Source organism: Butyrivibrio sp. CB08 (genome assembly GCF_003625485.1).
Taxonomy (GTDB): Bacteria; Bacillota; Clostridia; order Lachnospirales; family Lachnospiraceae; genus Butyrivibrio.
Window position 1 is genome coordinate 15,753 of sequence record NZ_RAIR01000011.1, and the last position, 13,395, is coordinate 29,147.

A 13,395-nucleotide genomic window follows, 5' to 3' on the forward strand; every position below is an offset into this window, starting at 1 on the left:
GGACATTATGAAATTTGACGAGATCCGCACACCTGCATATGTGATCGATGAAAAGAAACTTAGGCAAAACCTGGAGATACTTAAGGATGTCCAGGAGCGCTCAGGAGCCAAGATCCTTCTTGCTCAGAAGGCTTACTCCGCATATCAGACCTATCCACTTGTGGCCCAGTATCTTGCTGGAGCTACAGCTTCAGGACTTTTTGAAGCAAGGCTTGCACATGAGGAGCTTAAGACACTTGATGGCAGAAGATGTGAAAACCACGTTTTTGAGCCTGCCTTCAAAGATGAAGATATGACAGAGATCTGTGAGATCTGTGATCACGTTGTTTTCAATTCCCTGGCGCAGCTAGAGCACCACAGAAGCGTGTGGGAGAGATATGTATCTGAGGGGAAACTTTTGGTTGGACTTAGGATCAATCCCGAGATAAGCGCTGAGGATGCCCATGAGATCTATGATCCATGTTCCCCGGGATCCCGCCTTGGAATAAGGAACGAGGATATGCCAGAGGCACTGCCTAAGGGAGTTACAGGAATTCATTTCCATAACCTCTGCGAGCAGGGCTTTGAACCTCTTGAAGCTACATTCCAGAAGGTTGAAAGAGAATTCTCAAGGTTCTTCCCTGATCCTGAAGCGCCAGCTGAAGGCAGGATCAAGTGGATAAACCTTGGTGGCGGTCATCACATCACAAGAGAAGACTACGACAGAGAGGGACTTATTAAGCTGGTTCAATATATCAGAGAAAGATATGATGTTGAGGTGTATCTTGAGCCAGGAGAGGCCATAGCCCTTGATGCGGGATACCTTGTCACTACCGTAATGGATGTTGTAGAAACTGAGAGAATTCCAGTGCTGATCCTTGATGCATCTGCAGCCTGCCATATGCCGGATGTTCTGGAGATGCCATACAGACCACCTCTTAAGGACTCAGAGGAGCCAGGTGAGATGAACTTTACCTACAGACTTTCATCCTGCACCTGTCTTGCTGGAGATGTGATAGGCGATTACAGCTTTGAGACTGAGAAAACAGTAGGCGACAGACTTGTGTTTGAGGATATGGCGATCTACAGCTTTGTTAAGAACAACACCTTCAATGGAATGGCACTTCCAGATATCGATATCCTTCATGAGGACGGAGAAGTAGAGGTGCTGCGTCGTTTTACCTACGATGATTTTAAATCAAGACTTTAACGGATACGCGGATGAATAAACTTTTAAGATCAAATCCCATATCAGACGGATTTTTCATGCCGGGAGAGTTTTCTGAGCACCTTGGCACCATTATGATCTATCCCACAAGACCAGGCAGCTGGGGGAAAGACAGATCAGATACCCTATGGAGCTTTGGCCAGGTTTTTCTGGAGATTTTAAAAAGAGAAAATCTCTATCTTCTTGTTGATGAAGCCAATAAGGAAGAGGCCAGATCTTTCATGGAAGATCTTATACGCTCTGCCAATGAAGAGGAGAGGTACGACGACACTCTTTTTCGTAGGCTCTATCTATGGACCATAGATTCAGATGATTCATGGGCAAGAGATGTGGGACCAACCTTTGTAATTGATAAGGATGGCAACAGACGAGGCATTAACTGGAGCTTTAATGCCTGGGGCGGAGAAGTGGACGGCCTCTATGCCAGCTGGGATAAGGATGATAAGGTAGCTGCTTCTTTTTGCGATAAGCTTTCATCAGACTACTATGATGCATCACCCTTTGTTCTTGAGGGAGGCAGTATCCATTCTGACGGCGAAGGAACAGTAATGGTCACTGAGAGCTGTCTGTTAAGCCCCGGCAGGAACCCTGAGCTTTCCAAAGAGCAGATAGAAGATAAGCTTAAAACCTACCTTGGAGCCAAAAAGGTTTTGTGGCTTCCAAAGGGAATATATAACGATGAGACCAACGAGCATGTTGACAATGTATGCGCTTTTATAAGGCCTGGAGAGGTTGTTCTTGCATGGACTGATGATGAGAGCGACCCTCAGTATGCAATGTCAGCAGCTGACCTTGAGTATCTTGAAAGCGTGACAGATGCAAAGGGAAGGCAGATCATAGTCCACAAGCTCCCTATTCCTGAATACCCTGTTCTTGTTACGGAGGAAGACCTTTCAAACTACGAGTTTGAAGAGGGAGAGGACAACAGGGAAGCTGGAGAGAGACTTGCTGCCAGCTACGTTAATTTCTATTTTGTAAATGGCGCTGCCCTGGTTCCACAGTTTGGCGGCGTAAACGCTGTAAGCGATAAAAGAGCTCTCGGTATTCTTAAAGAGCTTTGCCCTGAGAGGGAAGTGATCGGCATTGATGCCCGTCCCATACTTCTTGGTGGCGGCAATATTCACTGCATCACACAGCAGATACCAAAGGCACAAAATGATTCTATAAACTTAGAATAAGAGGTGGATATGTCAGATAAGGTTAAGGTTGCATGCATACAGTTTGCGTGCGGAGCGATAGCGGTAACTGATGAAGATCAGGTCAGAAGAAATATAGAGACAGCAGACAGATATGTGAGAGAAGCTGCGGCTAACGGAGCCAACATCATCCTGCTTTCAGAGCTTTTTGAGAGGAAGTATTTCTGCCAGGAGAGAAACTACGACTACTATGAGCTGGCTCTTCCAATACTGGAGAATCCTGCAGTACAGCATTTTACCAAGGTTGCAAAAGAGCTCAATGTAGTACTTCCTATAAGCGTATTTGAAAGAGATGAGAATGTCTTTTACAACTCTGTGGCAATGATAGATGCAGACGGACAGATAATTGGTGTCTACAGAAAGACCCATATCCCGGATGATCACTTCTATCAGGAGAAGTTCTATTTTACTCCTGGTAATACAGGATTTAAGGTATTTGAGACACAGTATGGAAATGTGGGTGTTGGCATCTGCTGGGATCAGTGGTTCCCGGAGACTGCAAGGAGCCTTGCTCTTATGGGAGCGGATATCATTCTTTATCCAACTGCCATCGGCTCAGAGCCTATTCTTGATGTGGACAGTTCAGGTCACTGGATGAGGACCATGCAGGGACATTCAGCAGCCAACATCATTCCTGTGGCTGCTGCAAACCGTATAGGAAAAGAGATCGTAACTCCAACGGAAGAAAATGGTAAGCAGAGCTCATCCTTAACTTTCTACGGATCAAGCTTTTTGACAGATGAGACTGGAGATATCCTGGCAAAAGCAGATAAGGAAAAAGAAGAGATCATCTACGCAGAGTATGACTTTGCAGAGAATCGCAAAAAAAGAGCATCCTGGGGACTGTTCAGAGACAGGCGTCCAGAATGCTATCATGCACTTACTGATTGACAGTAGGCAGATTCCATTTAAAGTGCATTGCCAGGAATCTTATTATTACTATAGTAAAGAACCCAGCCAGTGAGCTAATTAGTTCGCTGGCTGTATATCTCCAAAGGATTACCAAAACCACCGAGCCAGCTATGCAGGCAATGGCGTACACGTGCTTGGTAAGTACAGCCGGGATGCTGTCTGCAAAAACATCCCTTACAATTCCACCACCGATTCCGGTAACTATTCCAAGAAAAGCAACTAAAAAGAGATTGTCGCCGTAAGGTGAATTGATCCCGGTAAAGGCACCATCTACTGTAAATGCCGCAAGTCCAAGGGTATCCAGCCAGAATATAAGAGAGTCGTAAAGAGGAGTCACAGCCTTGGGAATAGACATGTTGCGTCTCATTACTAAAAAGGCGATGTTGGCTGTTACCAGTGTGATCACTGTATACTGGGGATTTACAAACATGGCAGGAGGTATGTTGTCGATGATGATATCCCTAATTAGTCCGCCTCCAGTTGCAGTAACCATAGCCAGGAGATTTATTCCAAAGATGTCCATGTCCTTCTTGGCAGCAACCACAGCTCCTGACAGAGCAAAGGCAATGATACCTATATTTTCAATAAGAAACATTATTGCTGAGTTCATTTAGTTTTCCTGTCCGTTCTTATTTTTCTGGATTTTGGCTTTTTCTTTTATCTCTTTAAGTTCATCTACGCTAAAAGTGTAAGCTTTGTTACAGAAGTGACAGCGCAGTTCTATCTCTTTTCCCTCATCGATCATATCCTGGATCTCTTTCTCACCGATGAGCATAAGGGCTCTCTCTACGCGGTCCTCGTCACAGTTGCAGTAGAAATTAAGATCTACTGTGTCTGTAATCTCAATATCAAATCCATCAAGAACTATGTTAAGCAGTTCTTCAGGAGTCTTGCCTGCCTTTAAGATATCTGTAACGGAAGAGAACTTTGTAAGGTTTTCTTCGAGCTTAGTAATGGTAGCTTCGTCAGCGAAGGGCAGAAGCTGGATGATAAATCCGCCAGCTGCGATTACGCTAAGAGACTCTCTTTCAACTAAAACTCCAAGACCAACTGAGGATGGAGTCTGCTCAGACTTGGTGAAGTAGTAGGTAAGATCCTCTGCAACTTCTCCAGTGTAAAGAGGAACCTGGCCAACGTAAGGCTCTTTCATGCCCATGTCTCTTATAACAGTAAGATTTCCTTCACCGATTCCGCCGCCTACATTGAGGTGTCCCTGTTCATTTGGCTCCATTATCACATAAGGATTACTTACATATCCTTTGACGTTACCCTTGTTGTCTGCTGTGGCGAGAACGCTCTTAAGAGGTCCGTTACCGTCCATCTTGACTGTGATGAGGTCGTCATCGTTATCCATCATGGTGCCCATCATAACTGTGCCTGTCATAAGTCTTCCAAGGGCAGCTGCAGCTATAGGTGATAAACCGTGGGCTTTTCTTGCGTACTCTGCAAGATCTCTGGTTGTAGCAGCAAAGGCTCTTATCTGGGCATTTCCTGCTGTGGCTCTAACCATATAATCCTTATACATCTTGTGTTTCCTTCCAAATTAAATACTATGCAACTATGAAATGATAAGTCTTTTTGAGGCAGATGTAAATACAATTATATTGTATGCTCACGCGTATTGTTTTTATCAAAATTTTAGAAAGAATTTTGAGGATATAATGCCCTCCTCTAGTATAATAAAAGAAGGGATTTATTTTCTGAATATTCGCATATATACTCAAATAGACAGACTATTTTAAGGAGGCATAATATGGAATCAAAAGTCAGGAATGGAAAGGTGGTACAAAAGCTGATATTTGCTGCGGTTGCAGCTATTGTTGGCATAGCGACAGTGCTTACTATCATAAGTGCTGTTCAGATCAGTAACACTTACAATGATATGGTGGAGGAAGAACTTAATGTTGCTGTTACGCAGCTGGCAAGTGAGATGACCACTATGTGGGATGGCGACTGGCATTTGGAAGGCGGTCAGCTCTATAAGGGCGAAGAGAACGTCATGAAAGAGTATGAGGAGACCATGGATGAACTCAAGGCTGAAACAGGTATTGAGTATTCGCTTTTCTATGGACCTCAGAGACTTATCACCACGATGACAGATGCTGCTGGAAACAAAGCTGTAGGATACAATATTTCTGATAAGGTTAAGAATACTGTAATCACTGGCGGTCAGGGCATGTTCCTTAAGACCGTTCCTGCAGGTGCAGCAAAAGAGTATTATTGTTACTACGTTCCTCTTGAAAATGAAGACGGAACAATAATTGGAATGGCATTCTGCGGAAGAGAGAGCGAGGATGTTGGAGCGGCTATCAGAAAGATAATCGTAACCATGGTCATCATCTCAATTATTCTTACCATAGCTCTTTCAACTGTTGGAACACTGGTTGCCAACACTGTATCAGTTAAGATGAGATCAATCGCTACCGAGCTTGGACAGCTCTCTTCTGGAGAACTTAAGCTCAATATCGATGATAAGTGCCTTAACAGAAACGATGAGATCGGTCTTCTTGCTGACGGAGCAAGAACCCTTAGTGATAAGCTTGGCGAAGTAATTAAGACTACAATGGATATGTCCAGTGAACTAAAGAGATCCGGAGCTGAGCTTTCTGATTCAGCAAACCAGGCATCCACCGCTTCAAACCAGGTGAGCCAGGCAGTAGATGATATCAGTAAAGGCGCTGTAAACCAGGCAGAGAGCGTAGAGAGCGCTGCTGGAAATACACAGGATATCGGAAGAGATATCGATGAAGTGTCTGAGAATGTAGAAGAACTCAACGCATATTCAAATGAGATGAAGACAGCCTGTGATGCTGCTATGGATGCTTTAAATAAGCTTATTGAGCAGAGCACAGAGGTTCAGGAATCTGTTCATGAGATTGGACAGACAATCGATTCTACTAACGAGTCTGCAAAAGAGATATCCAAGTTCTCAGAAGCTATCACAGAGATCGCTTCCCAGACAAATCTTCTTTCACTCAACGCCAGCATCGAGGCTGCCAGAGCAGGAGATGCAGGAAAAGGATTTGCAGTTGTTGCTACAGAGATTGGTCAGCTTGCTATTCAGAGTAGCAATTCTGCAGAAGAGATCAAGAAGATCGTTGAAAAGCTGGTTGCTGATTCCGAGGCTTCTGTAGAGGTTATGAGTAAGCTCAACAGCAACTTCGCGCAGCAGTCTGAGCAGCTTGATGATACTAAGAACAACATGCAGAGCATGGCAGCAAATGTTACTAACGTATCTAACAGCACAGAGTCAATCGCAAGTCACATTGGTCAGCTTGGTGCAGCCAAGGATAAGCTTGTTGAGATCATCGCAGATCTATCAGCTATTTCCGAGGAGAATGCAGCATCAACAGAAGAGACCAACGCTTCTATGCAGGAACTCAATGCTACATTTGCCATCATTACAGAGTCTGCTGATAAGCTTCAGGAACTTGCCAGCAACATGCAGGAAACTATCAGTTATTTCAAACCATAATAGTGGCATGAACATATACGCCCCTGACTGTGGAAAGCCCATGGTTAGGGGCTTTTTATGCGGTCTTATTTAATTGACATATATTTAACGTATAGATATAATTATTGTTAGGGCATTTTACTTTAGATTATTCAATTATTCCTTAATATATGGAGAGGGTTATGGCAGATAAAGAGATTTCTCAGGCGGTCATCAGCAGACTGCCAAGATATTTTAGATACCTGGGAGACCTTAGGGAAAAGGGCGTTGAGAGGATCTCCTCTCAGGAACTCTCAGATATCATGAAGGTTACCGCTTCCCAGATCAGACAGGATTTTAATAATTTTGGTGGCTTTGGCCAGCAGGGATATGGATATAACGTAGGTTATCTCTATGACGAGATCGGCAAGATCCTTGGACTGGACAGACAGCACAGTTTGGTAATCATAGGAACAGGCCATCTTGGCAAGGCTATTGCCGGATATACCAATTTCACAAGAAGAGGCTTTGTATTCAAGGGGGCATTTGACAAGAACCCTGAGCTTTACGGAACCAAGATCGGTGACGTAGAGGTAAGACCAATCGATGAAGTTGAGGACTTTGTAAGAAAGAACAACATTGAAATAGCAGTTCTTACAATTCCTAAGGATCAGGCAGTGCCCATGGCACACAAACTTGCAGAGTGTGGAATCAAGGCTATATGGAACTTTGCCCATGTTGACCTTGAGGTTCCTAACAATATTCAGGTAGAAAATGTACATTTATCTGACAGTTTGATGAAATTATCGTATAATATTGATAGGTACGAAAAATCATTATAATTACTGGAGAGTTCCATGGCTAAAGGCAAAGGCGGCGATGAAGTGTACATGTCAGCCCTGGAGGGAAAGAGTATTCCCATCCTGACGCTGGACAATAAGTGGCATCAGCTTTTTACCCAGACGGAGATGACGCCTGAGATAGAGGCCCTTGCAGATCAGCTCAATGCACTTGTTGAGCGTGATGGCAAGATCCGTACTGATACCAAGAAGATCAAGAAACTCAAGAAGACTCTTTTATCTGAGATAGTTCCTCTTCGTGATCAGGCCAACAAGGCCGGCGGAGCAGCGGCTTCCATAGAAAAAGAGATTTCAGAGAGAACCAGGCTTATCAACGAATGCAATGAGAAGCTTGGCGGACATGATGATGAGCTCCTTGACCTTTCAAGAGAGATCTACGACGTAGATTACAAACTGATGATTGAGACCATGAAGGTGTGCTACGAGACCCTTCATGAGAATACAGAGTACATTCAGGGCCTTGACGAGTGGATCACTAAGGTCAGAGTTGAACTTAAAAAGAACGTAATCAGACTTCAGGAAGCAGAGATGGAGAACTACAATCTCTATTCCTACATGCATCAGATATTTGGACCTGATGTGATCGATATTTTTGATATGCAATATGATCCCGACAAGAGACATCCTATCAGACGACCAGCAGATGGTTCCGGGGATGAATATGTGGGATGACCAAAGAGTAATTAGGCTGCCTTTCCTGGCAGCCTTAACTTATACCCTGACTTAATGACACAGGATTTTTGTGGTGGATTGGAGGAGACCCATGAAATACGCTGTTTCAAGTATGGAAATGAAGATCTGTGACCGGAACACTTCAGAGCGCTTTGGCATAGAGCCCATGGTGCTCATGGAGAGAGCAGCTCTCTCTGTCTGCGATGAGATAGATAAGTGGAGAGATAGTCTTGAGCTTACAAGGCATTTAAACGTGGCAGTTTTTGCAGGTGTTGGCAATAACGGTGGAGACGGAGTTGCCATAGCCAGGCTTCTTAAACAGCGTGGATACTATGTGAATCTTTGCGTGGTGGGAGATCCTGTAAAGAGCAGTGACCTGTTTTTAAAGCAGCTGGACATAGCTTCCAAATACGATATTTCACAGGGCACTTTTTCCAATATAAGAGACAACAAAACGGCTACAGGCTTTGATATCATTGTAGATGCCATGTTTGGTATTGGCCTTTCAAGGCCTGTTACAGGAACGAATCTTGAGGCTGTAAGCTTTATCAATGACCTCAAGAAAGAGCAGGGAAAAGACCTGTTGGTAATTTCTGTAGATATCCCTTCAGGCATAAGTGCTGACAATGGCCAGGTTCTTGGAGATGCTGTAAGGGCTGATAAGACAGTTACCTTTAACCAGGTCAAGCTTGGACAGATCCTTTACCCGGGCTGTGAGTACATGGGTGAACTGGTGGTAGCTGATGTTGGAATTACAAGTGAGAGCTTTATGGGAAAAGAACCTTTGGCGTTCTTTTACGATGGCAATGCCCTTGAGCTTATTCCTGAGAGAAAGAGGGATTCCAACAAGGGAACAAATGGCAAGGTCCTAATTATAGCTGGATCAAGAAATATAAGCGGAGCATGTATCCTTGCTGCATCTGCGGCTCTTAAGGCAGGAGCAGGGATGGTAAGAGTCTTTACTGCTATAGAGAATGCAGAGGTGGTGAAAGCTCTTTTACCAGAAGCTATACTTGATACCTATGAGGACTTTGAACCTGTAAGGGACAAGTTAAAGGCGGCATTTGACTGGTCAAGCCAGGCGGTGATTGGACCTGGTATCGGAACTGAAGGTAAGGGAGTAGAGCTTGTGACGGCAGTTCTTGAAGACTACGACAAGCCTCTTGTTATGGACGCTGACGCCCTTAACATAATTGCTGAGGACGAGGAGCTTAGGAAAAAGGCAGCCAACTATGCTACAGGCAGTAAGAAGCTTATCCTGACACCACACATGGGAGAGTTTGCAAGACTCAAAAAGTGCAGCATAGGTCAGTGCAAGGTGAATCTCCTTTCATATCCTGGAGAGCTGGCTGGTGATCTTCACGCCACAGTCATCTGCAAGGATGCCAGGAGCATTGTGGCTGACAGCAATGAGAAAAAGATATATATTAATATAAGCGGCAACGACGGAATGGCAACGGCGGGATCAGGAGATGTGCTCTCTGGCATAACAGGGGCGCTCATTGGTCTTTCAATGAGCGGTTTTGAAACAGCCATTGCAGCGGCATATATCCACGGATGTGCAGGAGATATCGCAGCAGCCGACCACGGAAGATATTCCATGATTGCATCGGATATAGTGGGTGCCCTTTCCAAAGTGCTGGAGTAATTAAGGAAGTATAGAGATGATAGAGAACAATCAGTATTCAAGGGTTTGTGCCAGGATAAACCTTAAGGCAATCGAGCACAATCTCCTTGCAATGAAGAATAATATACCTGATGGAACCAGGATCATGGCTGTTATCAAGACAGACGCCTACGGTCATGGAGCTGTAGAAATTGGAAGATTCCTTGAGGGTAAGGATTATATCTGGGGATATGCGGTTGCTACCGCTGAAGAAGCCTTTGAACTCAGGGATGCAGGTCTTTCAAAGCCTATCCTGATCCTTGGATATACTTTCCCATACGCCTATGAGAGGATGATAAGGGAGGACATCAGACCAGCAGTATTCAGACTTGATACGGCAAAAGAGCTGAATGCTATCGCTACAAAGCTCCTTGAATATGGAGAGATAAAAGAGCCTGCACCTATCCATATCGCAGTGGATACAGGAATGAGCAGGATTGGAATAACACCTGATGACGACGGAGTTTCTTTTGCAAAAGAGGTTCGCCTTATGACGGGACTTCATATTGAAGGCGTGTTCACTCACTTTGCAAGAGCAGACGAAGAGGACCTTACCAATGTCAGAGAGAGGGAAGAGGTATTCAAGAGCTTCCTTATGAGCTTTGAGGAGGAGACAGGATATCGAATCCCCATCAAGCACTGTGCAAACTCAGCCAGCATAATTGCGGTTCCTGAGTCTTCGATGGATATGGTAAGAGCCGGAGTTACAATGTACGGTATGTGGCCCTCTGATGAGGTGCCAAGGGATATCATTTCCTTAGAGCCAGCTATGGAGCTGCTTAGTCACATAGTTATGGTCAAGGAAGTTCCTGCAGGAACCCCTGTAAGCTACGGAGGAACCTTTGTTACTGATAAGCCAACCAGGATCGCAACGATCCCTGTGGGATACGGTGATGGTTATCCAAGGAGCCTTTCCGGTAAGGGATATGTCCTTATTAACGGCCATCACGCCAACATCCTTGGAAGGGTCTGCATGGACCAGTTTATGGTGGATGTAACAGATGTCCCTTATGTAAAAGAGGGGGACGAGGTGGTTCTCATGGGTAAAGATAAGACCACTGGCGAAGAGATCACAGCGGAGTATTTAGGAGACCTTAGCGGCCGCTTTAACTACGAGCTTACCTGTGATATCAGTAAGAGAGTGCCAAGGTTATTCATAAATAAATGATAGTTATCTCCTGTAATCGAATGTTGCTATTACGAACAAATGTTTGTATAATAGTAACATACAGTTTACAGGGGATTTTTTTATGCAGGATATTTTACAGAATCTCAATGAAGCGCAGAGGGAGGCGGTTACCACAACAGAAGGTTATGTCCGTGTTGTGGCGGGAGCTGGAAGTGGCAAGACAAGAGCTCTTTCAAACCGCTTTGCCTATCTTGTTAATGGTCTTGGCATTATGCCAGGGCATATTCTTTGCGTGACCTTCACCAATAAATCAGCCACAGAGATGCGCCAGAGGATCCACATGCTTACTGGCGACAACGACACGGGCTATATCAATACTTTCCATGGTTTTTGTGTATCTGTCCTCCAGGAGGACTCCCATGCAGTTCAGTATCCCAAGAGCTTCATGGTCCTTGATAATTCCGACATCGACGACATACTCAAGATCATCTATGAGGAGAGGGGATTATCCCTTCGTGACATGACCTTTGGAATGGCAAGGGACATGTTCGAGATGCGCAAGATCTTTGAGGAGCCTGACTACTACATTGACATGATCAACATGTCTCCTGAGGTACTTAAGGAGAAATACGACAAGGCAACAGAGGCCAGAGACATTCTTTTTTACGGATATCTCTATCAGGAGAAAAAGTGCTTTGGTCTTGATTACAATGACCTTATCAAGTTCGTTTTGTATATCTTTGAAGAGCATGAGGACATTAAGCTCAAGTGGCAGAAGCGCCTTGAGTACATAATGATAGATGAGTTCCAGGATATAGACTCCCTTCAGCATGAGCTTATGGAGGTTCTATCTGGCTATCACAAGAACCTTTTTGTGGTGGGTGACCCTGACCAGACCATCTATACCTGGAGGGGAGCTGATGTGCACTTCCTTCTTGATTTTGACAAGAAGTTCCCTGGCACCAGGACCATATATATGAATGACAATTACAGGTCCACGCCTCAGATCTTAAGTGCAGTCAATTCCCTTATAGACAAGAACAACATGAGACTAAAAAAGGACCTTGTGCCTGTCCTTCCAGGCGGAGACAAGGTAGTCTGTCATCTGGCTCCCGATACAGCAGATGAAGCGGATTATATCACTGGAGAGATACTGGCTCTTAAGGGCATGGGTATTTCCTACAGGGATATGGCTGTTCTCTACAGGGCCCACTATGTCACCAGGACCATAGAAGAGGGTCTGTTAAAAGAGAAGATTCCTTATACCATTTATTCCGGGGTTCAGTTCTTTGGAAGGATGGAGATCAAGGATGCCCTCTGTTATCTTAAGATGATAGTTTACAGGGATGATATCTCCTTCCGCAGGATAGCCAATGTTCCCAAGAGAAATCTTGGAAAACGTCGCATGCAGTTTTTGGAGCAGTACTCAAGGGACAAGGAGTGCAGTCTCTACCAGGCTCTCTATGAGAACCTTGATAATGACATTATGAAGGGCACCAGGGCCCGTCAGTTTATAGATCTTATTGAGAACTACTCTGAGAGCTATGAAGGACAGATGGTTTCTGAAGTCTTTACCAAGATCCTTCATGACAGCGGATATGAGGAGATGTTAAGGACTGAGGGAGCCCAGGAGAGACTTGATAACCTGGCTGAGCTCAAGCAGGCAATATTTGAATTTGAGACCACCTGCGGCGAAGAGGTGGGACTTGAAGATTACCTTAAACATGTAGCTCTTTTTACCAATGCAGATTCTGACGCAGGAGTTGGAGACAAGGTCAAGCTCATGACTGTTCATGCTGCCAAGGGACTTGAATTTCCTTATGTGTTCCTGTGTGGTATGAACGAGGGTATCTTCCCATCAAGGAAGATCCATACTCTTGAGGGAATGGAAGAGGAGAGACGACTGGCTTTTGTTGCCATGACAAGAGCCCAGAAGAAGCTCTTTATCACCGAGGCTGGAGGCAGGAACTTTGAGGGAATCCCCAGATATCCATCGAGGTTTATCATTGATATAGACAGGGACCTGTTAGATTTTACAGATCCTGGGGCTGTTCATCTTCTGGATGATGCAAGGAAGTTTATAGACAATGATTCAAGACATCTTAAGGGAGCAGAGAAACTTAATCTCCTTGAACCAGGAACTCAGGTAAGGCATGCGATCCTTGGGGAGGGCACGGTGGTGGAAGTCAACGCCAAGGAGGAGAGCTACCTGATAGCCTTCGAAGGCATGGAGACACCAAGAGCTATCTCATTTAAGGTAAGACTTGAGAAGATATAATTAGGCAAAAATAAAGCCAGGCGATTTTAGCCTGGCTTTTGT

Annotated in this window: 11 protein-coding genes; 9 read left to right on the forward strand and 2 right to left on the reverse strand. The window is 44.7% G+C overall.

The window, feature by feature from the left end; genetic code table 11:
• Window positions 1-7: 7 nt before the first annotated feature.
• From nspC to aguB, 3 genes are read left to right on the forward strand one after another with little or no spacing between them, the layout of a single operon-like run.
• Entirely contained in the window at window positions 8-1,189 is a 1,182-nt protein-coding gene (gene nspC / locus D6855_RS15325; protein WP_120742670.1) for a carboxynorspermidine decarboxylase, read from the forward strand.
• A gap of 11 nt (window positions 1,190-1,200) precedes the next feature.
• Window positions 1,201-2,385: an agmatine deiminase gene (gene aguA / locus D6855_RS15330; protein WP_120742672.1), complete on the forward strand. Its 1,185-nt coding sequence runs from the start codon at window positions 1,201-1,203 to the stop codon at window positions 2,383-2,385.
• Window positions 2,386-2,394: 9 nt separating this feature from the next.
• Window positions 2,395-3,294 (forward strand): N-carbamoylputrescine amidase, encoded by a 900-nt coding sequence (aguB, locus tag D6855_RS15335; RefSeq protein WP_120742674.1) that lies wholly within the window; start codon window positions 2,395-2,397, stop codon window positions 3,292-3,294.
• Here the strand turns inward: aguB and D6855_RS15340 are convergent.
• Window positions 3,284-3,925, reverse strand: coding sequence for a trimeric intracellular cation channel family protein (locus D6855_RS15340; RefSeq protein WP_120742676.1), 642 nt, complete (start codon window positions 3,923-3,925; stop codon window positions 3,284-3,286). The two genes, aguB and D6855_RS15340, sit on opposite strands and share 11 nt — an antisense overlap.
• Window positions 3,926-4,840 (reverse strand): Hsp33 family molecular chaperone HslO, encoded by a 915-nt coding sequence (gene hslO, locus D6855_RS15345; protein ID WP_120742678.1) that lies wholly within the window; start codon window positions 4,838-4,840, stop codon window positions 3,926-3,928.
• Between the two features lie 228 nt (window positions 4,841-5,068).
• On the opposite strand from hslO, the gene D6855_RS15350 reads away from it, so the two are divergent.
• The 6 genes from D6855_RS15350 to D6855_RS15375 all read left to right on the forward strand — a co-directional run bounded on the left by D6855_RS15350 (window position 5,069) and on the right by D6855_RS15375 (window position 13,353).
• Window positions 5,069-6,790, forward strand: a complete 1,722-nt coding sequence (locus tag D6855_RS15350) for a methyl-accepting chemotaxis protein (protein WP_120742680.1) — start codon at window positions 5,069-5,071, stop codon at window positions 6,788-6,790.
• A gap of 161 nt (window positions 6,791-6,951) precedes the next feature.
• On the forward strand, window positions 6,952-7,590 hold the full coding sequence (locus tag D6855_RS15355) for a redox-sensing transcriptional repressor Rex (protein ID WP_120742682.1): 639 nt from the start codon (window positions 6,952-6,954) through the stop codon (window positions 7,588-7,590).
• Window positions 7,591-7,605: 15 nt separating this feature from the next.
• Window positions 7,606-8,280 carry a hypothetical protein gene (locus D6855_RS15360; protein ID WP_120742684.1) on the forward strand — a complete coding sequence of 225 codons (675 nt, stop codon included), beginning with the start codon at window positions 7,606-7,608 and terminating at the stop codon, window positions 8,278-8,280.
• Between the two features lie 91 nt (window positions 8,281-8,371).
• The gene (locus D6855_RS15365) at window positions 8,372-9,928 is read left to right on the forward strand and encodes an NAD(P)H-hydrate dehydratase (protein ID WP_120742686.1); all 1,557 of its coding nucleotides are present in this window, start codon (window positions 8,372-8,374) and stop codon (window positions 9,926-9,928) included.
• Between the two features lie 16 nt (window positions 9,929-9,944).
• The gene (gene alr / locus D6855_RS15370; protein ID WP_120742688.1) at window positions 9,945-11,114 is read left to right on the forward strand and encodes an alanine racemase; all 1,170 of its coding nucleotides are present in this window, start codon (window positions 9,945-9,947) and stop codon (window positions 11,112-11,114) included.
• An 82-nt stretch (window positions 11,115-11,196) separates the two neighbouring features.
• On the forward strand, window positions 11,197-13,353 hold the full coding sequence (locus D6855_RS15375; protein WP_120742690.1) for an ATP-dependent helicase: 2,157 nt from the start codon (window positions 11,197-11,199) through the stop codon (window positions 13,351-13,353).
• Window positions 13,354-13,395: the final 42 nt, after the last annotated feature.

Bases quoted from the DNA above. Each gene is read 5' to 3' on its own strand.
- nspC (WP_120742670.1), top strand. From the start codon at position 8: ATGAAATTTGACGAGATCCGCACACCTGCATATGTGATCGATGAAAAG.
- aguA (WP_120742672.1), top strand. From the start codon at position 1,201: ATGAATAAACTTTTAAGATCAAATCCCATATCAGACGGATTTTTCATG.
- aguB (WP_120742674.1), top strand. From the start codon at position 2,395: ATGTCAGATAAGGTTAAGGTTGCATGCATACAGTTTGCGTGCGGAGCG.
- D6855_RS15340 (WP_120742676.1), bottom strand. From the start codon at position 3,925: ATGAACTCAGCAATAATGTTTCTTATTGAAAATATAGGTATCATTGCC.
- hslO (WP_120742678.1), bottom strand. From the start codon at position 4,840: ATGTATAAGGATTATATGGTTAGAGCCACAGCAGGAAATGCCCAGATA.
- D6855_RS15350 (WP_120742680.1), top strand. From the start codon at position 5,069: ATGGAATCAAAAGTCAGGAATGGAAAGGTGGTACAAAAGCTGATATTT.
- D6855_RS15355 (WP_120742682.1), top strand. From the start codon at position 6,952: ATGGCAGATAAAGAGATTTCTCAGGCGGTCATCAGCAGACTGCCAAGA.
- D6855_RS15360 (WP_120742684.1), top strand. From the start codon at position 7,606: ATGGCTAAAGGCAAAGGCGGCGATGAAGTGTACATGTCAGCCCTGGAG.
- D6855_RS15365 (WP_120742686.1), top strand. From the start codon at position 8,372: ATGAAATACGCTGTTTCAAGTATGGAAATGAAGATCTGTGACCGGAAC.
- alr (WP_120742688.1), top strand. From the start codon at position 9,945: ATGATAGAGAACAATCAGTATTCAAGGGTTTGTGCCAGGATAAACCTT.
- D6855_RS15375 (WP_120742690.1), top strand. From the start codon at position 11,197: ATGCAGGATATTTTACAGAATCTCAATGAAGCGCAGAGGGAGGCGGTT.